General features: G+C 56.1%; 15 protein-coding genes and 2 pseudogenes. 3 read left to right on the top strand and 14 right to left on the bottom strand.

Translation table 11 applies throughout. The features are described 5' to 3' along the window. Window position 1 precedes the first annotated feature (1 nt). From G9C82_RS19865 to G9C82_RS19835, 7 genes and pseudogenes are all read right to left on the bottom strand, one after another. Window positions 2-886: a hypothetical protein gene (locus G9C82_RS19865; protein WP_127015139.1), complete on the bottom strand. Its 885-nt coding sequence runs from the start codon at window positions 884-886 to the stop codon at window positions 2-4. Beyond that, window positions 886-6,162 (bottom strand): hypothetical protein, encoded by a 5,277-nt coding sequence (locus tag G9C82_RS19860; RefSeq protein ID WP_127015138.1) that lies wholly within the window; start codon window positions 6,160-6,162, stop codon window positions 886-888. Before G9C82_RS19860 ends, G9C82_RS19865 begins: the two co-directional genes overlap by 1 nt. Window positions 6,163-6,807: 645 nt before the next feature. Next, window positions 6,808-6,996, bottom strand: coding sequence for a hypothetical protein (locus G9C82_RS19855; protein WP_127015137.1), 189 nt, complete (start codon window positions 6,994-6,996; stop codon window positions 6,808-6,810). Window positions 6,997-7,134: 138 nt separating this feature from the next. Next, window positions 7,135-7,410, bottom strand: a pseudogene (locus G9C82_RS21070) (hypothetical protein); the annotation flags it as partial. A gap of 22 nt (window positions 7,411-7,432) precedes the next feature. Then, entirely contained in the window at window positions 7,433-10,906 is a 3,474-nt protein-coding gene (locus tag G9C82_RS19845; RefSeq protein ID WP_127015136.1) for a UvrD-helicase domain-containing protein, read from the bottom strand. Continuing rightward, window positions 10,903-12,645, bottom strand: coding sequence for a hypothetical protein (locus G9C82_RS19840; protein WP_127015135.1), 1,743 nt, complete (start codon window positions 12,643-12,645; stop codon window positions 10,903-10,905). Before G9C82_RS19840 ends, G9C82_RS19845 begins: the two co-directional genes overlap by 4 nt. Window positions 12,646-13,272: 627 nt before the next feature. Further along, on the bottom strand, window positions 13,273-14,139 hold the full coding sequence (locus G9C82_RS19835) for a hypothetical protein (RefSeq protein WP_127015134.1): 867 nt from the start codon (window positions 14,137-14,139) through the stop codon (window positions 13,273-13,275). A 437-nt stretch (window positions 14,140-14,576) separates the two neighbouring features. Between G9C82_RS19835 and G9C82_RS19830 the strand changes: the two are divergent. After that, a pseudogene (locus G9C82_RS19830) lies at window positions 14,577-15,371 on the top strand (hypothetical protein); the annotation flags it as partial. 26 nt (window positions 15,372-15,397) lie between these two features. Here G9C82_RS19830 and G9C82_RS19825 read toward each other — a convergent pair. From G9C82_RS19825 to G9C82_RS19815, 3 genes are all read right to left on the bottom strand, one after another. Further along, window positions 15,398-15,544, bottom strand: coding sequence for a hypothetical protein (locus G9C82_RS19825; protein WP_164734798.1), 147 nt, complete (start codon window positions 15,542-15,544; stop codon window positions 15,398-15,400). 234 nt (window positions 15,545-15,778) lie between these two features. Next, a complete protein-coding gene (locus tag G9C82_RS19820) occupies window positions 15,779-16,507 on the bottom strand; it encodes a rhomboid family intramembrane serine protease (protein WP_127015133.1) in 729 nt (242 codons plus the stop codon). A 291-nt stretch (window positions 16,508-16,798) separates the two neighbouring features. Continuing rightward, a complete protein-coding gene (locus tag G9C82_RS19815) occupies window positions 16,799-17,065 on the bottom strand; it encodes a hypothetical protein (RefSeq protein ID WP_127015132.1) in 267 nt (88 codons plus the stop codon). 148 nt (window positions 17,066-17,213) lie between these two features. Between G9C82_RS19815 and G9C82_RS19810 the strand changes: the two genes are divergently transcribed. Then, window positions 17,214-17,777 (top strand): HTH domain-containing protein, encoded by a 564-nt coding sequence (locus tag G9C82_RS19810; protein ID WP_127015131.1) that lies wholly within the window; start codon window positions 17,214-17,216, stop codon window positions 17,775-17,777. 222 nt (window positions 17,778-17,999) lie between these two features. On the opposite strand, the gene G9C82_RS19805 is transcribed toward G9C82_RS19810, so the two are convergent. From G9C82_RS19805 to G9C82_RS19790, 4 genes are all read right to left on the bottom strand, one after another. Then, on the bottom strand, window positions 18,000-19,391 hold the full coding sequence (locus G9C82_RS19805; protein WP_127015130.1) for an ATP-binding protein: 1,392 nt from the start codon (window positions 19,389-19,391) through the stop codon (window positions 18,000-18,002). Window positions 19,392-19,722: 331 nt separating this feature from the next. Next, the gene (locus G9C82_RS19800; RefSeq protein ID WP_127015129.1) at window positions 19,723-21,033 is read right to left on the bottom strand and encodes a site-specific integrase; all 1,311 of its coding nucleotides are present in this window, start codon (window positions 21,031-21,033) and stop codon (window positions 19,723-19,725) included. A gap of 185 nt (window positions 21,034-21,218) precedes the next feature. After that, window positions 21,219-21,614 carry a hypothetical protein gene (locus tag G9C82_RS19795; protein ID WP_004965280.1) on the bottom strand — a complete coding sequence of 132 codons (396 nt, stop codon included), beginning with the start codon at window positions 21,612-21,614 and terminating at the stop codon, window positions 21,219-21,221. Continuing rightward, the gene (locus tag G9C82_RS19790) at window positions 21,611-22,483 is read right to left on the bottom strand and encodes a ParA family protein (protein ID WP_127015128.1); all 873 of its coding nucleotides are present in this window, start codon (window positions 22,481-22,483) and stop codon (window positions 21,611-21,613) included. The genes G9C82_RS19795 and G9C82_RS19790 overlap by 4 nt, the downstream gene beginning before the upstream one ends. Window positions 22,484-22,718: 235 nt before the next feature. On the opposite strand from G9C82_RS19790, the gene G9C82_RS19785 reads away from it, so the two are divergent. Continuing rightward, a complete protein-coding gene (locus G9C82_RS19785; protein ID WP_241244170.1) occupies window positions 22,719-23,030 on the top strand; it encodes a hypothetical protein in 312 nt (103 codons plus the stop codon). Window positions 23,031-23,032 lie beyond the last annotated feature (2 nt).

Here is a 23,032-nt window from a genome sequence, read left to right as displayed (position 1 = left end):
GTTACTGGGACGCTTCGGCGCTGTTGCAAACCGCTGGGACGGCGTCTGAGCGGTAGTCAAAGTCCGGGCTCTCGATTGGTGTGACGACGCGAGAGACGCCGGCATGGAGCGAATATGGAAGCCTGATAACCCGCGATTCGTCGGTCGTCACGGGCGTGTCGATGGGGATGTTTTTCTTCTCTTCGAGTATGGTGGCGATGTGCCGCCGTGGGACCTCGCTGTAGCGGTACTCCGGCGCTGGGTCGTACATGTAGACGTGACAGCCCTGCCCGGAGTAGACGACCTGTGTGGCGCCAGTATCGAGGCTACTCTCGAAGTAGTCTTTCACCTCAAAGCCGTATTCCAGCGCCTGATCGAGGTCTTCGAAGCGGTACGGGAAACCCTCCGGTGGCGCGTCGAGGACGCCGGCGCGCCGCTTGAGGTCGTCGTCAGTGTCTTCATCATCGCCGTCGACGGTGTCTTTCGCATATTCCAGCGCGACGTCTTTAGCGTCGATGTCGACGACGAGTACCCAGTTCCGGTCGTGGAAATCGGTGGCGTAGTAGACGGCTTTTGGGACGGCGGGAACGTCGACGAGGTCCGGCGAGACGAGGGCGTGCTTCCCGGTTATGGGGTCATTCGCTGGCGGGGCTTTGATGAACTGCTTGATACCTCCGTCGCCGGTCCACTGTGTGAAGTCGCTACTACTGTCGCCGAATGCTTGCCTCCGAACGAATTGCTTCGGTGGCACAGAGTCGCCTTGGACCGGGTACGCTTCTCGGAATGCAATCCCGATCTCCTTGGGCTGACAGTCTCGGATGAACGACGGTATCTCGTCGAACTGGTTGTCAAACTCATTCTGATAGAACTGTGCAATCTCGTCAGTGGTGGCTTGTCTCCAGGTCATTAGTTGTCGTGTTCAAGATTTCCGTATGTCTTTGCGGCGACGTCGGATATCTCGTTTCTCTCAAGGAATTCCTCTAACTCGTGAGTTCTATGCGCGGCCTGCTTAGGGAGGGCTTCATCAAGCGCGTGCTCGTTGATCATGCCCCACACTTCTGAGAAAACCCGTTCGCTTGGGTGCGCCCAGATCATATCTCCGGGTGCGTGGGAGAGTTTTTTGTAGTCTTCAACGACGGCGTCTGGATTGTTGCTCTCTGTTTCTACTTCGCCAGTGACGACGATATTTTCATCCCCGTCGCACCCGATAACATCGTACGTTTCACCGTCAAACCGCGCGTATGGTTCGACTGATTCCACGTCTTCTCGCCCGGAAACATACTCTGTCAGAAGATGGACGCCAACCCGGTGTTCCATCTTTTCCATATGGTCTCCGAAGTCGTTCCCAGGAACACTGTCACTGACTACTCTCCATCCTTTGCGCGTGAGCGAGTAGTATCGCTTATTTCGGAGTCTGGAACTATCGATATATCCACACTCAACTAGACTGTCAATGCCTGGGTCCCCAGCATGGTCCCGGACTGTGGTCATCGAGTCGGTCAGCGAATACCAGTCTAACTCGTCTCGGAACGCGGCGGCGATGAGGGCTATGAACTCTTTGTCGTCTTTCGAGAACTCGTGGTCGTCGTGGCGATCAAGATTGAACTCTCCGTACGCTCCTTGGAGTGGGGTTTCCAGAGACACATTCGCTGGATGCTTCGATGGTGTGCTGGCCGCTACTTCTCCATCCGTTTCTTCTTCGTCAGCACTGTCCTCGTCTAGCAGTTCTTCGGCCAGCGTGCCTTCGTCTTCACTCGTATCTTGGGTTTCTTCGGTGGCGTCCTCGTCTTCGAATCCCTGCTTCAGAGAGTCGTCGGAAACACTCTGGTCGCGCTCTTCAGGATCGTCACTGCTGTTGCTCTCGGGCGTCTTCGGAGTCTGGTTGGGTGTCTCCTCGCCGTCGTGTCCAGCCTCGCTCTTTTCGCTGTCTGCATCACCTTCATCGACATCTACTGTGTCAGTGTCCGGCGCTGCGGCGTCTGCAGAGCTGTCGTCAACGTCGGAAGCGTGGGGTGTGCTCTCCCCGGTCGGCGCACTGACTTGCTCCATCGTCTCTGCGTCGGCCTCGTCGCCAGACGCCTGATTTTTCGCGCTGTTGTGGAGTTCGACCGGCTTCATTTCTATGCCTTCCGCGGCGGCGATCTGGGACAGTGTCAGCAATGACCCGTAATACTCTTCGTCTGGAAGGTTCGTCAGCAGGTCTCGGGCGATGTTGGCGAGATCGGAAGGTCCGTCAACGGCGATACCCCCACAGACATCCTCAATGTCGTCTCTGGATAACGGTGCATACGCTCCAAAATTCGGGGTGTCACTATCCGTGTCCGCCGCTGTGGAAGCCTCGGCTGTGTCTGTGGCCTGTTCTTGTTCTGTAAAGGCTGGGTCCGATTCAGCCGCTGGTTCTGTCTCGTTGGGGGAGGTGTCGCCTGCGTCGGGGTCTCCGTCTGGCGAAGTCCCAAGAGAAACCCTACCGCTACTGCCACTGTCGCCGGAAGGCGACATGAGGCCTCCGGCGTCGACATCTGACTTGCTCTCAGTCTCCGCTGAGTCACTGTCTGTCGCTGGAACACCTGGGCTGGGGGACGACTCCTCCTCGTCTTCGTCGTCGCCGGCTTGGAACCCGATAGCATCACCGGCAGATTCTCGCTTTGCGATCTCCTTGGCGGACGGCCGAACGTACCCATGCCGGTTCGCAACGTAATTCTGGCGCTGTTCGTACATCCGGTAGAATTTCGTTCGCTCTTGTTCGTCGAACGCTTCATCGCTTTCGGGGTGCCCATCGGGAATCCCGAGAGACTTGATCGAAAATGGCGGCGGCACGTCGGCCCCGAACTGTGGTGCTGGCAGGTCGGCAATCCATTCGCCGCCACTCAACTGTCGAATCTTGTTCCGGATTTCTTGACTGTCCTTATCGCCGTGAACGAGGGATTCGACGATCCGCTGGTCCGGTTCGAGTTGGCCGATGATTTTCGTCTGAACGTTCGTGATGAGCTCGTTGTACGTATCGCTATCAGAGTGTTTCCGGACCTGCTCGGGGAACTGCATCACCATCCCCAGTGACAGCCCGAACTCTCGGGCTTCGGGAATCAGCGTGTTCGTGACGAGTTCTGTAGAGACGATGGGCGCGGCTTCCTCGATGACGAGGTTCACCGTGTTGTCGATGCTTTCGTGGGATTTCCGATCGTTGTATCGGGACCGGACTGCCCCCCAGAGTGCCGACAGGATATACATCGAGAACGCTTGCTGGGATTGGTCGCGAACGAAATCACCCGTGTCGAAGAGAATAACCTTGTCAGATTCGAGGACCTCCCGGAAATCAAGGGCGCTTTTCGGCGGGTCGATCTCGTCGTCGTCGACGTTGTCGTTCTCTTGTGCCTTTTTGTACCCCTCTCGGGTGGTGTCGTTGATCTCGTAGGTCCCAGTTTCTTCGTCCCAGTCAGGATTCTGGTTGAACAGCCGGAAGAGGTTGATGTCCTCCTGCAGGTCGTCGAGCCGGTTGATGACGGCCTGCATCGTGTTCTTGAAGTCTTGCTCGGCGTTGTTGAGTTGGTTGCTCAGGATTCGCCGAACTTGGGGCTGGTGCGAGACACGGGGAACGGTCTGGTCTGCATACATCTCGACAGCGGTGTCGTACAGTTCATCGAGTGTGTAGCTGTCTGCCCCGTGTTCTCTGTCGAACTGTGACTTGATGAGCGCTCCAAGAACGGTTTGGGCAACGTAGGCAGTCCCGTAGTTTTCATCCACCATTTCCATAATGAGGTGGAACTCGTCGGCCTTCTGTTGAATCGCGTCGTCGCGATTCATCCCCTCGTGCAGGTAGGGCCGAATGTCGAAAAACGGGATTGCAGGCAGGACTTCGGGAACGTCGAATATCTGAACGTTCCGTAATTCGTCGAAGGTTGCGGCATGGGATTTCGCGTAGTTTTCGACCATGTCCCCGCTTTTGGGGTCAACGAGGATTGTGGGGCCGTCGACGTTCTCGTGCAGGGAGAGCAACATTCCGATGGTGTTGATGGTCTTCCCTGCCCCCGATGCACCGACCTTCAACCAGTGGTTTGTCAGGACGTTTTCGGGGACGCTGGTTGGCTCTTCTTCGGGGATGCCGTCTTCGTCGAACGCATAGCCGATATCCATGCCCCCAGTGAGTTGATTGTGAATCTGTGGGCGTGGCCGGCGCAGATGATTGGCATCGGCGTCGGTGGTCCCGGCGGATCGGAAGGCATCGCCGTCCATGTCTTCACCGCTAGGGATGATGATGAAATCGCTGAGTTCGTCAGCGTTCAGGATGAGTTCTGGCCGCTTTTTGGGGTCGTTCCAGAGGTTCATGGGAGTGACCCAACTGCGGCGGTCTTCGCGGGTGACGAGATCGTGATTCATGAAGTTCTGGGCGACCTCGCTGGCCGTGAGGTCCGTTCCCGTCGCCTCGTTTCGGGGCGCTGTCTCGCCAACGACATGGTAGTACACGCCATCGAGCGGGTCGAACAGCGGTTTGAGTGACCCAAGGGCTTCGTCTGCAGCAGCCATACTGCCATCCTTCAGCGGAGTGGCTGTGTCCGGGTCAGGGGTGAACTCCTCGTAGGGGGTAAACGAAACCGCACGGACGTTCGCGTTGAACGTTTTTTTCGGGCGCTTGTTTTCGATGAGTTTGATCCGGCGGTACTCGTACGCTTTCAGGTCCCTGTCTTCGTCGGTTTCGTAGCCACCGAGGACGTACTTTTCGAGCCAAGGCTGGCTAAAGTCGCCACTCCGAATGCTCTGTTTTCGGTCCTGTGCTTCATCGCTCCAGTCGCGTCGGGCCTGGAAGACGACTTGGAATGCGGTCGGCACTTCGGCGTCTTCAAGATGCTCGAACAGGGTTTCGATGGTTTCCGGTGACTCGACGTCGTTTTCTTCGTTGTTTTCGGATTCGTATTCTGGATTGGATTCAGTCGCGGTCTTGAGGGTGGTCATCCAGTCTTTGATGGTTTCTTCTTGTCCGTACCACCGCGTTGCCTTGGGGTGGGTGTAGTCCACTGCTGGACGGGCAAATACGTCGTTGCCGTCCGGTGTCAGGGTCGGGCCGTCGAGGGTGACATCGGCAACTTGGTTCTTTTTGTGGTCGGTTTCGATGACGTGGGGGCCGGCGTCTGTTGCAGGGTTGACGAGGATCGTCCCCGACACTTCGTCGTTATCGACCTCGAGGGGAACCTTCTGATCGCGAGTAGAGTGGTCGTCGTCCTCGTCGTCGCCGGACTCGTCATTGTCACGGTTGAACAGTCCGTGTCCGCCCTTCCCTGTGCTGTCCGGTTCGCCATCTTCATTTTTGCCATCTTCATTTTCGCTTTCGGTTTTAGGAACCATCCGGTGCGGGTCAAAGGGAAAGAGTGGTTCTTTCGCGTCTTCGGAGCTTACTGGTTGGCCGGCAGTCACAGGGCTGTTGTCGTTGGATACAGCTGGCTCTGCCCCCTCCGATCGAAGGTTGGCTTTTTTCTCATCGCTAGTGGTTCCACCGTCCGCTGTCTGTTCTGTCCCTCGTGGTTGACTGGCAACTCCGGCACCATCGGCGTTGGATTTCCTGTGCCTTTCCTGTCCAACGGGTTTGATTACCTCTATCTTGCCGAGGGCGAAGTCTTTGACCAGCGGGTGGTATCGGTCCCAGTTTTCGGCGTCTTCGACAGGTTTGGCTTCTGTGGGGTCGAGTGCCTTGATCGGCTCTTGTCCTGCAACAGCGCCGTCAAGTTCGCCACCCCACTGGAGTTCTTCTGAGACCTCTTCGGGGCTGACGTGTAGTTGGCCAGCAAAGAGCCGTGCAACGAATTCTTCTTTGTCCATTCTGATGGGGCGGATGAGTTTCTTGCCGATATCGAGATGGACTTTCTCGATGTCGAAGGACTCAGGATAGATCGCATGGAGGCGGCTGCCCAGCGTCTTCATCTTCCCGTCAGCGGTGTAGTAAAGTTCAACAGGCTCGTCTTCCCCGGTAGACAGCGGGAGAAAGGTGAATTTTACCTTGTCACCGCTTTTGTCCTCGAAGAAGATCGAAAAGAGGCCGTCGTTCTCTTCGTCTTGGGAGAGGGATTTCCGGAGGTCGGTGAGGCTGGTCAGGTGCGCGTCGATATCTGCATTTGTTTCGCTGTCTGTCGACGGCGTAACCTTGTAGTATTCTCTGAGGGTGGGACCGCCGTCATCTGAGGGCGTATCGCTCATGGTAATTCAAGTAGTTACATATGAGCATCGGTGATTTTTATCATATTCGATATTTGTCTACTAAGTAGCGAATATTTAGCTAAAATGAAAAATAATAATGCAGAAAATACACTTCAGAGACTCTTAAAAGCCATTTTATTCATCCTCGACATAGCTGCCACTGATTATTAGAATAGATAATATTCTGCTGGACGAGAGTAAAATCCAGCATCAACATTCGCTGTCCTGAGGGTGTCATACAACTCTTCACAAGTCTTATTTTCGATCAGAATGAGTTGGAACGTCTGCTCAGTAAGTGTGCCCACTGAGTAGATAATTCATATTTAGCAGTCCTGAACGCAATTATCTTGGGAACTGGCCTATGGCTCCCTAAAATATAGACTAAAACGGTACCGAGGCCACACCGAAAACAGATGTACGTCCGTACTCTTTGAGCCTTGACTGGGGGCAGATCTACGTATCAACTGCATTAGATATGTAGTCCGCTGACCGGTTGGAACCAAGAGACAGAACGGTTCTACCGCCTGCCGGTATCCTCTGAAACGATGTGTCGGTGACTGCATCTGACCTTGGCATACATCTGATAATATAGGAATTACACTGCAAGTACTCAATTTAACCTTATCTGCGCTGCCTAAGCCTATTTCACGCCGTTTGGGCTGCGGCGGCAAAAGATAGCCCTACCAACAATGTGCTGATGACCACCCCGGGAATGAATGGGAAAGTACCGGTCAGGACAGCGGCTGAGAGGCCCATTACTATCATCCCAAGCATTGCCCCGATGACCTCTCCTCGTGGCAAAAGCCCGGACAAGTCGCGCTTAAGAATACTCATATTAATCTCATTTCAAATAATCCGAATAAATATTTTTCTAATCTGTCTGGCGGCTGTTCTCTGACAATTTTACTCCTTGCACTACCTGTACTGCTCATTGGCGGATCAGACTCACCAGTTTCGGGGAACTATCGTCAGCTACCCAATCCACCCGCCGATCTCGCCCTCCTCACTGTCTGCCGGAGCATTGTCTGCTGTCTTCGGAGCGGAGTCAAACGGCCGTTCAACGAGACGCGGCACTCCGTCATCGTATGTCCGGTTGGGGCGTTTTACACAGCCGAACGTCACGATGGGGCTACACTCAACGCAAGAGTGTGTCGCTCCGTCGAAGCCGTTGATTGTCACCGACCAGAAGATGACGCTTGCGAGCCGATACGTCTCCGCTGCTGGTCGACGAGTACTGGCAGACCGGCAGAACGGAACCTGCAGATATCAATCACTCAGAATCGACGAGACCTGCAAGCCACTCAGGAACTGGAACAATGGGAGACGACACAACTGCTGATTCAGCCGACTTGCCCAGATATGTGAGTCGTGCAGTCACTGAACTCTCTGTTGGGAGTTGCTGCTCAAGCAGCCACGCATAGAACGCTACCTGCAGCCGATGCTGTTTCCTAGTTTCCTGCTCAATTGAACTGTGTGTGAGTTTTAGCTCGTCAACAACCCACTGTCCATCGGACTGAACAGAGACGATGTCTGCTCGATTTTGGGTTTCTATCTCGATACCATCTATCTCAAGCACGGTATGAATCGGTTCCTCGACGTACTGGGTCTGGGCTTGCTGGATCTCCTTCCACGTATCGCTGGTAGCAAACTGTGGACAAATACGATCACTGAGATACGTCTGAATCGAAGCCCGCATTGCAGGCGTAATCCGAGAATCCGAGGCCGTAACGCTCCGAGCTAGAATCTCTGGGAGCGGTCGATCAAACGACCGGAGGCTCGCGGTAGACACGTTCTGCGAGACAGCACGTGTGAGTACCTGATGTGTGATTTCTCCAAGTTGTTCTCGCTCGATCCCATCCGGAAGGCCTGCGTCTATTGACTCACTTCGAGTAGAGACGCTCTCTCCTCTCTCATCTAGGATATATTGCGCCTTTGAACCAATCGCGTTAGCGGTGAGTTGGTACACTGATGTTCCGTTCACATATCGGCTTGTCCATCCGGTCTTGGTTTTAGCTGGGACGTGAGCACTCCGGGGCGTTGGCTGTTGGCCCTCGCTCGATTTTCGCTCTGGCAACGCGACGTCGTTCACACCGACAGTGAGTGCCGCTTCTTTCTCAGCGTTGGACACTGGGGCCTCGTATATACCTGCTGATGAGTTCTCTTCAAACGAGAGTGCGTCAGCCAGCGTTGCTATCCACGACGTTTCAACACCGTTATGTCGGCGTTCATAGGGTAGTGAGAGGACGAGATGGTCGCGTGCTCTCGTGAGAGCAACGTACAGGACTCGCCACTGTTCTGCACAGTATCGCTGACTGATCCTACTGAGCGATGGAGGGCCAGCAATGCGACCGTCACTCCAGTAGTCACTCGCCCACCGAAGTGATCCATAGTCCGTCGTCGCAGGCCCTTGGTCATCTGACTGTGTGAGCGGTGTTCGAGAGACTGTCTCTGGCGGCGCAAGCGCCAGTGTATCGCCGAGTGCAAGAAACGTGTCAGTATGCGGGCCCCGAAAATTCACGGAGCCGCTCGCATCTGCGAGACAGACAACGCTGTCTTCGTCGCCTTTCATATTGTGGATCGTCCGAAACACGATGTCGTACTCGTCTTGATTTGGCACGGGGTGGACGAGGCCGTCTTTTGGCTCCGCAACATAGCTGTTCAGAATCTGAGCGAGTTCACTGAGTGAATATCTTTCATCGCCTTCCCAGTCTTCGATCGAGTAGAGAAGTGCATCGCAGGCTGCCAGACGTCGTTCAGGATCTGGTACTTGACCAAATGGGTCTGCACGCAAGCCAAGCATCTCGATGATCTCTTCGGCAACGAGCGACCCTGGATCACTCGTGTGCCGAGCACGCCGCCGCGCAAGAGCCACGAGCCCGGCTAGGAATCCGTCTTCAGTGGCTGCTTGTCGATCAGAATCACCACGTTCTGCCACGGCATCGATTTGATACCCGGCATCCTCGAATAACGCAGTGCTCTCGGACGAAAGCGGGAGACACTCGGACTCAACGAGGCGACGGGTGCGTTCGGGGTCATATGGCTCAACCAGCCACCAGACGACTCGACAGATGAGTTTGATCAGCGGGTTCTCGAAGAGGTGAGTACTCGCATTGACGACAGAGAACCCCTGGTTTGTCAGCTGCTCCGCCAGCTCATCCATATTCGAGCGAGTGGCGAACAGGACTGTCACGGTGTCATGTCCGAATGTACCATCTGTAAGTCCGCCAGCGAGATAATTCGCCACTGGCGTCTTTTCTGTCTTGAACCAGTCTGGAGTACCAGGCGCCCCTTCTGGCTGTGTGTATCCCGCAATATGGACTGCAGGGTCTGCTGTCCCACTTCGCGTCGGCTCGAGCGAGGAATAGTCGGTGTTCGCCGAGACAGCGTCGACACCGCCTCCACGGGCTGGGTCTGTGAACACGTCTCCGAAGATCGTATCCACAGCTGCTGCGATGTCCGGGCGCATCCGGTAGGTGCGAGACCCAGAGTAGGACCGATGCTCTGTCCATTCCGTCTCGAAGTATTCACCACGCTTGAAGCCCGTCACAAACTGCTCTGGCCGTGCATTCCGCCAGACGTAGATGCACTGATCGACATCGCCAGCCATCAGCACCCGTGTCTCGTCGGTAACAAACGGCGCTAGCGCATCGTGCTGTGCAATCGAGATATCTTGCGCTTCGTCGATGAGCAGCGATTGGAACTTGGCAGTATATCGCGCTTTTACGCGGGCTCGGTATTCTTCCGACGCACTCTCGTCGGCGCCGGCTATGTCCTCCAGCGGGTTGTCGAAGTATTCAGCGATCCAGTAAGCGATGTCAGCGTGCGAAACAACACCCTGATCACGACACGCAGCATCGTACGCACGCTCGTACCCTTCGAGAACAGTGCAAAACTCTTCGATACAGGTGAGCCACTCTTCATAGCACTCTTGGTCGTCCTTGACAGCCTCGTTCGTTTCCTCATCTGTTTCAGGCGGTTGTTGGGCTGCAAAGTCGGTGGCAACGTCGTCGTCGTAGAATGTGCGTATGTCTCCAAGGAGGTCTGCAAGCGTCTCTGGTGGCCCACTTGGATACACATCGGTGACGGTGTCTCGAAGCCGGGCTTCGAAGTCGTCGATCGAGAGCCGCCGATCGCGCTTTTTCGCTCTCGCGTCCTCGAGAAGGGTATGAAGGCGGTCGTCCGACTCGTCGTCCGAATCGGCAGCAGTCGGATACGCAGTATCGAGCCGTGTACACTGGTCAGAATAGGCATCATCTTGACGGACCGACGCTATGCAGTTCTGTCGAAGGAGCGAGAGCTGCGACGCGTTCCCGACGCTCGGCATGCCATCAAAGCCAAGTTCAGACGCAATATCCTCGAATATCCCACGGAGTACGCTGTCTATCGTCCCGATGTGGTCTGTCATCTGAAGGCGACGTTTGAGCCGGTCTGCCGTCTCGGGCGATATCTGGACAGGATACGTTCCATCCGTATCCTCAGCAAACGCATCAAGCGCGTCTCTGATGCCTGGTTCGATGCTCGCTGCATCCTCACGTGAAAACGAGATCACACAGAGTTGTTGTTCGGGACACCGGTCGCCGGCAGCATCAGCCCGAACAAGGGCCTCTGCGGCGATCTGGTTGAGCGTCGTGGATTTCCCAAATCCTGGATTGCAATCCAGAGCGAAGAAGCCAGCGTCGTGCTGAAAATAGTCCTCACGGACAGCAGCCTGTTTCCCCTTCATCGGGGGAACAGTCTTACTCATTCATTTCCCCCGTCTGTGCTGACGTTCTCTGGAATCGACTTCCGAATCCGGTCAGGTAAGATGACATCTTGCCCCAACAGCTCGCGATACGCGTCTTCACTGAGTGTCGTTGTCGAGAGGTTCTCCAGCAGTGGTGACCGCTGATAGCTGACCCCTTTCACATCTTCGGTAAACCGAGTCACGATCATGTGATTCGTCGCCGTCCGAACTGCGTCGACTGCGTGGTCGTACTCGCGTTCTTCAGTCCACGCACCTCTGACACCAAGGGTGCGTGCCTCGGGTGACTCGCCGTCTGTGACGGCCGTCTGGACTTCCACCGGGAATTCGCCGTGGGGTTGCTGCGGCCATTCACCGTCGACGAACCCGAGTGCGATGACGAATGGATACGACCGTAACCACGTATCAGTTGCATCGAGTACATCGAGTCGCTCAGCGTTCTCGTGTTCCCGGCGGCCTGGGCGAGCTGTTGCGATCGTCTCGATCACCTCCAGAACTGACGACCATGACGACTCGATCTGGTGTCGGTCACGCCAGTCGGCGTATTTTGCACGAGCCTCGCGTAGCAAGTGATCAGAATCAGTATCCCCGGCGACGCGCTGTATGGCCCGGGCAGCACGTGACGTCTCAGTATATGCTACTGTATCGTTTTCCTCGATGTGTGGAAGAACAACAGTCTCAAACCCATCCAGAACTGGGCCAAGCGTAGCGAGAATATCATCTGGTTCCGGCGCAGATCGATGGCGCTGGCACCAATCAAGATAGCTCTCGAAGCGACGCTGGACCTTTTGACTAATCGACGTCGTCATGGCAATAGTGTCACGCCACTGATCCAGCGTTCCGGAATAGTCCGTGCCGACGCCCTGCCGGATTTCACTAAGCTCAGCAGGTGTAAGCGGTGTAACGCTCTCATCTCCCTCCGCGTTATCCTCCGTGACGAGCCACTGACATTCCAGTGGCCGGAACATGGTCTCGGCATCGATAGTGCCGGCAGACGCAGCGGCAAGCACTGAACAGGTCTCAGCCACGACTCGATACGGGAGCGATCGCTTCAGCTCTAGTTGCGTCCAAAACGAGAGATGACGTCCGTATGTGTTCGACGCACGGGTCAAATCACGTTCGTACTTGTCGATATCACGAGCAACGATCGCGATATCACTCACGGAGACGCCCTCTCGAAGCAGCCCCTCACAAACCGCGAGTGCAGCCCTCGCCTCCTCAGCCCGTGTTGCGGCCACGATCTCCGTTGCTGGCGTAGTCCGGAACTCATCGATCTGCAAGCGCTCAATCGAATCTGACGAACTCGGAGTACTACTACCGTCCAGTCGCGACTGAAGTCGGCTGGCAATCCGCGGGCCAGTGCGTGCACGGAGATAGAGATGGACGGTACTCGACGTCTCGCGACCGATCGCTGTCAGAAACGCGAGCAGCGGCGTCCCCAACGTACTAATTCCGACGACGTTGACCCGCTCAATCCCAGCGTACTCTTTCTGCCAAGCATCCCCTCCTGTGTTTGTTACGACTTCAGTGCCCGCCTCTAACACCGCCTCTGTGGAGATGTATTCCTCGACGCGGTCGCGAAGTTGCTCCTCGAGACTGCTGATGCCCGTCAGAAGGTCAAGTGCATCCAGACGAGCAACGCCGTCAAGCTCAGCACAGACCGTCTCAAGTGCGGAACGGCGTGTTGAATGATGGCCTGTGAGTAGCGACAGCTCTTCTCGCGCTGCTTCGATCCGATCCAACTGGGTTGTAAGTGACGTTCCAAAGACACGAGATAATCGAGACACATCTCCAGACGGAGACTCCAACAGATCTTTGAGCACCCGAAGGCGATCCATTCGATCAAGAACCGCCGGATCTGATTCCTCCGGTGATGAAAGAAGCTCGGTCGCCACGGCTGCTGGCGTGAGCAATGCAAGTGAACTTCGCGGCTGATTTTTATCGGCAATCACTCGTTTCAGGTTTCGCCGATGAAACTGTTCAGGGGCAAGAACAATATCTGTCGGCTGCTGGGCACGGCGAGCGCGGTTTATCAACTCCTCTTCTCCACAAATATGGATATTTTCTACGTCAACGGGCGACTTTGAATGGAGGTGGCTACTCATACTCTCTAGTTTTGTGAACGTAACTCAGTACAAGCGCGCATGGTATAGAAACTGGTGTGAGTACATACCTTTTTATCAGCAAGCCGGCTACTATTGTGTGCACACAACACTGGCGCTCCACGCCATCTCTTTTGGGACGCACGCTTACTCATCCAGTAGCCACCTCGCTACGCAGAGCCGCTAGTACAATTGCAATCTCAAACGCTTGTTTACGACACTTTCAGAGGTTGCGACCCTGATTGACTTACTATTCTCTGATATTCGTCAGCAGTTCGCTTCAATGCCAGCCACTAGCCGCTTGTCAAGGAACCGTTCTCGGAGTGTCCTGTCGTTGCTGATACTTCCGAGGAGTTGTCGAACGCGGTCGGGTGACTGCAAGAGATTATATCGGTTGACAAGGGCAGTTGCAGGTCGTGTTCCAACTGGCCGGTCCGTGACTGCCGCATCGCGAAGCGCGAGGCGAATGACCTGCAGGTCGTGGCGAGAGTCAAAGCCCCACGCTGCCGCTCGCTCTTCGAGTTCGGTATCGTAGGTGTCGAAGCCGATGATATTGTGACACTCCCGACAGAGACAGACCCCCTGATCAGGGTCATGTGACCAGTGGTGATAGTCTAGATTCCCGCCGACGAGTGCTGAGTCGCGTTCAAGATTAGTCCGCGTACGTCGACACAGCGGACAGGTAACCTCCCAGTCCCACCCGAAGGCTGCAGTTTTCGTCGCGAACCGTTCGGTATACTCGTCGGTGCGTGGTTCGCCCTTGCTGTTGGTGATCCCGCTCCAGAGCCAGTCGTCCCAGAAGTGCTGAATCATCGTCGTGAGGGTCGCGGGTTCGACAATCTGGAGATAAGCTGCGTCAACGCCAACAGCACACCACGTCCGTAAGTCGATGTCACACTGTGTGCATGCAGTATCGAAGTACGGGACGACACCTGGGAGGCCTCGTTCATACAGTGTGACTGCCTCACTACAGTTCGGACAACAGATTGCGACGGGAACATCCAACAGCGGGGACTGCTCGTCGGCTTGAGACAACACCTGGGCACGGTCGCCATACGGTTGCTCAGTCGAACGCGTAAGGGTCGTCCCGTCGAAGAGGTCGTCCAGATCAGTTGTCGATGTGGTCTGGGTCATACGCCTACGTCCGTCTGTCGCTCTGTCTTCGGTGTCTGATCTGGCTGGCTCAGTTGCAGATTCTCGATAGGCTCAGTGTCGATGGTCTGCCAGCCAACGCCGCAGCGACGCTAGTCAACCCGCCACATTGTCTCCTTCCCACGACAAGCGAGATATCGAATACGCCGCGGCTGGTCGTTGGCGTCCTGCTCAAACGAAAGGACCAGAACGGTGTTTAGGTTCTGTTCGGGGCGATCTACTGGTGGTGATTTAGTTCGTGTCATACTGTGTGTGAGAAGAGCTGGCACCAGCAAGCATTGTACTCGGGACCGACGCCGGCGTGCTCACTGCTGACTCTCCTCGGTCTTGCTCGGATGCACGAATACAATTCGACGCAACCCAACACAGAGAGCCTTTAGCCGGCTAGAATTTGTCCATTCGCTGCAGCCAAACGAACGGTATCTGGGGCTCGTGGCGAATTCGATGTTGACCGCCTGCCGCCGGACGCGGAACCGTACGCGACTGTCTTGTCTCTCCATCCACGCTTCGAGGTTGACGGCCGGGCTGGGACATTGACTGAAAGCGATCAGTCAACGGGGTCGCCGCTAGTAGAAGCCCAAAGTGGGAGTGAGGAACTCGATGAGACCGAGCGCGAAGAGCCGGATCTGGACGTGTATGCAGACGCATTACTGCTGATTGACGCCCTCGAACGTCACGACCTGACGACGCTCGAAGCTGTCGACACGCCCGCACTCGTGAGCATTTACACCCTGCTATCGGACGTCCAGCGCAATGCAAACGACCTCCGGACAGACGTTCGGAGCGTCTTGCTTGACCGACTACATCACGACCAGCCGGTTTCTGGACAGTTTGGCTCCGTCCAGCGGACTACGCGTCGGAACCGGTCGCTCAAAGACGACGAGCTGGTGTTGAACGCGTTCGAGGCCGCCGGCATCGAACGCGAACGGTTGACTACGGTCGACTCCAGCAAAGTCGACGACGCACTTGCGGTGACCGACCTTTCTGAGTCCGATGTCTACGATATCGAACCGAGCGAGTACGTTCGCAAGGCCGATGTGGACGAGCAAGAGAAAGAAACGCGCCTGCAAGGACTGAAAGACCAACTTGAGGCGACCGAGGGCGACGAAGCTGACGAACTCCGTAACGAAATCGAAGCGCTCGAAGACCGGATCGCTGAACTGACCGAATTTCGATCGGGTCGGTCATTTCACGAATCATCAGCCGGCGGGTAGAGTGACCACCGCCTACAACGGTTATATCAATCGTCGTCTGCGAGTGTCTCCGACGCGTCCTCTAGCGCTTCTATCGCGTCCTCCAACTCCTCGGAAACGTCGGCGTCGTCCGCTTCCTGCTTGGCAAGTCGGGTCTGTTTGATCGCTTCTTTCACTCTGCCTGTCACTCCCATGCATTATCAATCAACCATCGATCACAAAAATCTCTAGGGTCCCTTTCGGTTGAAATTTGCTTTGCGAGACGTGCCCGGACACGAGAGCCAGCCCATTCAGTGACACAGAGCGCGAGCGGTTCGGGACTGAGAGGACCCAGCCTGTCGGCTGTCGAAGCTGAGAGCTAATGTCCGCGCCCCTACTGCCAGACAGAGTGCAGACCAGTGCAATACACTGGAGTTTCGCGAGTGTCCTTACCGCACCCACTTTCGGCCTACCGCATACCCAGCACCCAACGCGAGACCAACGAGGTGTCCGATGACATCTGCGTTTCCAGTGGGAAAGAATCCAACAGACTGACCGAGCAGGTACATACCAAAGCCGAGCGGGAACAGGAGTGCCGCACCCTGCCAATACGCGCGCAGTGCCTCGTACTGAACAGGCCCATATTCGCTCGTATCCAGTTCCAGTCCCTCTCGATGTGCGAGAGACAGGTGTGCCCCGTAGAAGCCCACGAACGCGAGTGCGCCGCCACTAGCACCTAACGTACTCTGTCCGGTCACAGCTGAACTGACCGTCACTGCCACCAGCGCCGCCGCGACGAAGAACCACAGCACCTCGATGCAACTCATATGCTGCTCGCTCTCGCCGGCGAACAGCCAGAGGAAGGCAACGTTTCCAAGTAGATGCGTCACGTTGGGTGGGAGATCATGTGATATAATTGCCAAAACGAGCCCCGGCGATAGCGCTGGGAACGAGGCCGTCGTGAACAGCCACTGCCACTGCTCGACTGTCCAGCCGAGATAGAGTGTCCCGATCTGGAGGCCGTACCACAGCAGGATAGTCAGTATCAGTGACTGCGTGGCACGCCGCTTCCTGAACGTGAGTCGGCGGTAGAGCTCGTCAGCGAGCGGCAGCTTCGGTAGCGCCCCAAGATGCTTCATCGAGACGTTACACCCAGCCATCCGGCAGTCGCTCTCCATGGCTCTGGACTAACTCGAGGAACGGTTCGATCTCAGCGAACCGAGGCCCTTGACTAATCTCATAGGTCTGCTCATCCAACACGATGTAGCCAGCGTCGGCCAATTTTGGGAGGTGGAGATGGATATATTCGGCGTGGATCGGCACCCCAGTGTTTGACTCATCGGTTCGGACTTCTGTGAAGTGGACTGTCTCCGTCGGTTCCGTGGCAGCTAAGCCCGTCAAGACCCGGCGGCGAGGTTTCGCTTTGAGACACTCACAGAGTGTGTCCCAAGGATTGTGTCCAGTCATGGCTACACTCCCTCCAGTGCCGCGGCCACCATCACAGTGATAATCAGCCCTGCGAGAAACGTAGCTGACAGCCACGAGAAGCCGGTTACTGCGGATAGATGATACTGCATCTCAACTACCGCTGTCGCCAGTGGGCTGGCAAGGATGACTGCAATGAACGCCCCAAGTACGTACTGCCTATCAATCTGCCCGCGCTGCCGGTTCTGGTCAGTATACGATACCCTCGCAATCGGTGTGCAGCGGTCTGCACTATCTTCGGTAGCTTCCATCGACACCTTTGCCGACAATGGCAGGGGATAAAAACCGGGACAACCGTTTTAGGTCTTCTACCGTGGTTTTATGGCTATCAAGAGGGCCCTGTATCAGCGTCAACCCATACTTCTTGCCTTTATTACCCAGGTTGTCTAACCGAAGCGTATGGCGCGAGTCCCGTCGGCGTTCGCTGATGAATTCGACGCCAAAGGAGACCGGTTTTTCGCGATTGCCGAGTTGCTGTACGCCAACCCCGACCGGCAATACACCCAGCAGGAACTCGCCGAGCGATTCGACTGCTCAACGACGACGATCAGTAATCACACCGGTGAAATGAGTGAGTGGCTCGACCGTCGGGACAGCCAGACCACCTACGCCTGGGACGTCGACGTCCACGATCCAGGCCACACGGAGACCACTATGGCTGTCCAACGGTTCTATGCCGACCTCTGGAGTCTCCTGAAAAAACACTCTCGGACTGGCCCAGGGGCGTTCGCCCTTTTTGGGTTCATAATGCTTCTCACCGGTAGCGTCGTATTCTCCGTGTATGGAGCGTTCACAGTCGGTCTCCTTTCAGAGTCGGCGCTCCCGGAAAGGGCCTATCTGGGTATTGCCATCGGGTGTGTACTCACCGGCATCATTGTGACACTCTGCTCACCGTATATGGCCTGGGTAAGCGGATTCCTGTGGCCACGGCTGCCTGAGGTCCCGTTTGGGAAGGACAAATGATGATAGTCATTACGGACTGTCAAAACCCAGTCACTCCGCTTGATTAGTCCTGGCCGGGCTCGTCGGTATCAGACTCTCATACGAATGGAAAGCAGTATATAAGACCTCAGTGACATCCTCTATTACGCCGTCGAGTTCAGAGAGATTATCCAAGACTGACAACGATATACTCAACCAGTCTCTTTCCCGTCGTATATACGTTGGTTCAACGCAGACTACCCTTTAGGACGGTGTGAGGAGATCATCCATCTTTGCGAGATTCCATAGCGACCAGTGCTCGTCGAGTTGGTCTTCAAGTCCTTCAACGAACCCACTCTTTGAGAACAGTGCGAAGCACTCCTCCCGATCATCTGGCCCCCATCTAACGGTCTCTGCTTTTGCCTGCAGGTCATTGACGAGCTCCGTCCCGACTGGCTCCGATGTCCACTTGCACTCGGCGAACAAGATTCGGTTATCGTTCGGTGCGAGCCCCACAATATTGACTTCGTCTTCCCCGTACCACCACCGCCCGACCTCTGAGTACGGTTCGAATTCACCGCGTCGAATCCCCTCCCACACGGCTTCCTGACACACGTCCTCGAATGCAGTGGCGACGTGCATTGGAAGATCAGGGGCGATCGTACCGTCGTAGACGATATCCGGTGCTTCTTCGATACTGGAGCGGTTCGGCTCAACGTACCGAAACCAGAACCGAAGGAACTCGTCAGCGACGCGGTACCGTGACCGCTTCGACTTCTTTCCGGACGCTGTCACAGGGACTTCCCGATCGATCAGTCGGAGTTGCCGCAACGTCTGTAGATACTTCGATAACGGACCGGCATCGATTCCCGTCGCTCCTGATATCTCGTTCGGCGTCGTGTGCCCCAGCGCCACCGCTTCGAGAATACTCATGTACCGCGCGGGATTCCGGAGTTCCGTCCGAAGCAAAAACTCCGGCTCGTTGTACAGTACTGCTGACGGCGATAGCACCTGTGACCGGACGTTCTCCGCGAGCGACCGTCCGTAATCGAACAGCGTGAGATACATCGGCGTCCCACCGGTAATCGCGTACGATCGAATCGCGTCCGCGATCTCGTAGTCGATGACCTCACGAGCCTGCTGAAATGAGAACGGCTGCACGTCGAGTTGCCCCGTACGACGACCATACAATGGGCTCTCATGGCCGAGTACCTCAGATTCCATCGTACTCACACTAGACCCACAGAGAACCAGCATCGAATCGGTCTCTTGTAGTTGTTCGTCGACAAATCCCTGTACGTAGGATGGGACTGAGTCGTTCTCCGAGACAAGATACGGGAACTCGTCGATCACAACCACTACCTCCTCAGAACGGAGTTTCTCCCCGAGGTAGTCGAAGGCCTCGTCCCACCCGTCGATCCGTGGAGTCCGATCGTCGAAGAACGCTGCAATCTGGTCGATGAACTTCTCGCGCTGCCGATGCTCGGCTTCCTGCGCCGCGAGAAAGTAAATATGCGGCCGATCAGTACAGAACTCCTTCAGCAACTCCGTCTTGCCGACACGTCGACGCCCGTAGACGACGAATATGTCCGAGCCAGGCGAGTCAAACGCAGCTGAAAGCGCATCAAGCTCCTCTCTCCGGTCATAGAAAGTCATACTTTGAATAATGATTACTACGATAATGACTTACGTGTTTTGGCGCGACGCTTCAATTGTATGTCCCTAAAGGGTCACACAGTCGATTCGGCAGCAGATTTCGTCGGCGCAACATATTGTCCACCACTACTACGACCACGAGTGTAAACACCGGTAGCTTGTCCTCGGCATAGCTTCTGCGACCACGGTTTCGAGAGGCCAGACGAGGACGATTCTCGCGTCACTTTGCCCGCTACTCTAGAACAACAGCTCTACGTGGCCAATGACCTGCTTCCGAAGAGCGTTCTGGGAATTTTTGAGTGGGTTTACTGGAAAGTTATGGAATGCTCCGCTACACCCTCTGATTACTCGTGTCGAAGGCCGCACTTAGTTTGTCCCGCATGAACTCCCGGCGGAGTTCTCGCTTTCGCTCGTCGGTCAGATAGTCCTCGAAGACCACCTTCGCGCTTGCACTCCCCTGTTCGTCCGCGATATCTTGGACGTGGCCCAGCAGGTCCTCAGTGGTTCGTGAGTAGGCGTCGTACCAGAACCGCCGACCCATGTGTGGCTTCCGGGCGACGCCGTCGATCTCCTCGGGCACGCCGGCCCTGTCGGCGAGGTCGTGGAACCAACCCGCGATCGTCGTCCCGTCGACGTGGCCGGTGTTCGAACGCTCTGACGGAAACAGGTAGCCATCGACGCGGGAGAGATGTCGACGGGCCACGTCCTCGCCGAAGACGATGGCGACGGTGCCCGGCCCGTTCTTTCGCTCGTCGAACTGGATGTACGGGTCATCCGCGTCGAGATGGAGCTGGTCCTGGTGCAGCGCCGCTACCTCGCCGGCCCGTAGGCCCCAACCGGCGAGTGCGACGACGAGCATCCGGTCGCGGCTGGTGATTGCCACGTCGAACATCGCCCGGACGTGCTCTGGATCGAGAGCGACAGGGTCCGTGTCCGACGAGCGGGACCATGAAAACCAGTCCCCCGCGCCGTTGGTGGGGTTGACTGTCGCCACTCGGCGCTCCACGAGCCAGCCATACCACGTCCGGATTGCATCGTGGACACGCGCGATGGTGGACTCAGCGTACTCGCCGGACATGTAGGCGAAGGTGTCCCGGCAGCGGTCGACGGCTTCGGTCTCCGTGATGTCGCTGTCGGCGTCGACGGGCGAGAGGAGATCATCGGTTCCGTGGCGTTCTCGGTAGGACCGAGCGTAGCGAGCGAGCCGATACCGGATGGTCTCGCGGGTGCTATCGGTCCAGTCATCTGCGGCCGATTGCTTGGCATCGAGATACTCCTGAAAGGACTCGCGTGTTTCGTCGTGTTCGATATCCCAGTCGTACCCGCTGGATTCAGTGTCGTACTCGAGTGTGTTCTCCCAGAACGTAGCGAAGGTCGTGTCGTGGTACTCTTTCAGCGCGTACGTGAGCCCGCGGAAGCCGTTGTTCGAGAGCCACTCGTAGGATGGCCTGTCGGTTTCGGGGTCGTACCCGTCCCGCCGCAGCGCCGGCACGACGACGGCCTCGTACGCGTCGGCGAGCTGGGCCTCGGTGAGCAGCGTCCAGGGCACGTCGTCCGCGGAGTGCCACGGCTTCGTCCGCTCAATCCCGGGGGAACCCTCGTGCTTTCCGGGTTCTGAATCTGAATCAGCCGATTTCGGCATACAGAGCTAAACACACTAAAAACTGATAGTTCTGTTGCCACAGCAGACCCAAGACAGACTTACAGCTCTACGGTGGTCTGGCAAATATTGCTTTAAACTGCATATCGCTGTATGGAATGTCCATAGATTCTTTCTGACAGGAATCGCCTCTAGAGATAGTCAGGCGTTCGAAAACAATCGGTTCGCTATTTCATCCCGTAGCCCATCTTCCGCAACTCGTCTGCAACTGTCCGAGAGTCTTCGTTGGCAGCCAGAACAATGGCTTCGAGTACGTCGATTTTGTAGACCGACTCAGTCTCGAAGGTTTCCTCCATCGCATCCACGACGTCCTCGACGTGCTCTTCGGCTTCCTCCCGTAAGAAGAGATTAGCATGACTGCGGCCGTCTTGGACGCCATCGCGGCGGTACTTGTACGGGAGTGAATCGCTGGGTTGGCTTGTCTCCGAACTCGTGTCGGATTCCGTCTTCGTATCCGTCGCGATGGATTCAGTTTCGGCTTCGACTTCAGACGATTCGGATCCCTCAGTGTCCTCTTCTTCGTCGAAGTCGTCCTCAAACGGAGAGCCAGCACCGGACTTCATGCGTCGAACGCCTCCTCGATCTCCGCGGCGAGTTCGTCGTACTTTTCGAGCGTTTCATGCTCCCGGTCAGGAACACGACGAACGCCCTCCTCGCCGTCCTTGTACGCATTTTCAACGACCTGATAGGCAGTGGCCTGTGCGTCCCACATCTCCTGCATCAGCGACTCACGCTTCCGGAACACCGCCGGAACGTCGTATTTGACATCCTCTTGCAGCGTTTCGAGATGTTGCTGCTGACCTGTCGTGTCGCCGAACGCGACCGGAACCACTCCCAGTACGCCAACTTCGATGTCGAGATTGTTCTCCAAGCCGTCGACGAGTTGCTCTAGGCCGTCGATACTGAGCGAGCCCTTACCCGAAAGTTCGACTGGTATCAGGACCGTTTGCGTGACCATGACCGCGTTGTACAGTCCCTGGCCCTCGGAGGCCTGCGGGTCGCAGATTATCGCGTCGTACTCTTCGTGGATGCCGTTGCGGCCGAGTAGCTGGTAGAGTTGCTCCTCTTCGACCCACTCGACATCAGGATTCATTTGCTCCTCGGTCTCTTTGGCGCGACGCATCGCCGTGTCCAAGCCCGAGAGCATATTGTGGGCTGGGATGATATCCAGATTGTCGACGCCCGTGTCCTCTCGAATGAGGTCCTTGAAGGGGCCTTTCGCTCGTCCGACCATATGCCGGACGATGTTGTCAGCTTCGCCGTCATCGCGATCGCCATCGACGCCGAAGACGTAGGAGAGTGAGGCCTCCTGTGGGTCAAGGTCGATAACCAGTGTCTTGAGTCCGTTAGACGCGTGGGCGTGTGCGAGATTCGCTGCGGTCGTCGTTTTGCCGACGCCGCCAGCCTCGCTATACACCGTATATGCCAGCATGTGTTATACCTGTGTGTTGCTATTACTAATAATTACCGTGAGTTACTAATGCTTGTTAGTAGTGTATATTAGTAATAGTAGCAATTAGTGTTAGTAATATACGTTATTAGCACTTGGTAGTACTGCTTGGAAGTGATGGGGTGTGAACACATTGATCACAGGGCGTCTGGCTAACCAACACAAACCGCTAATAGCCCGCCAAAAGCCCTATTTTGCCGATTGTGTTGGTTAGCGTATGAGCGACGAAGACTGCACCCACCAAGCCCTGTCGGCGTTGGAGCGTATCGACGTCGAGGCGCTTGACCAGAACACTCGTGAGGTCCACGACGACGCGGTCGCCGTCGACACGCCCGAAGAATGGGCCGACGACGCGGGGGAGTGGGATGAGAAGATCGAGGTACCCTACGAACAGGCCGAGATTCCGCGCTCGAAGGGCACACTGACAGTGAAGACTATAGATGATCGAGAGAATAACCACCGCAACCCGAACCCAGCCACCGTCCAGATCTGCACTAAGCGTGAACAGGATATCAGTCGTTCATCCTGACG

It is taken from the genome of Haloarcula sp. R1-2, assembly GCF_011627385.1.
GTDB lineage: Archaea > Halobacteriota > Halobacteria > Halobacteriales > Haloarculaceae > Haloarcula > Haloarcula marismortui.
Note: the sequence above shows the minus strand (reverse complement) of the source record. Positions and strands in the feature narration are given on the sequence as shown.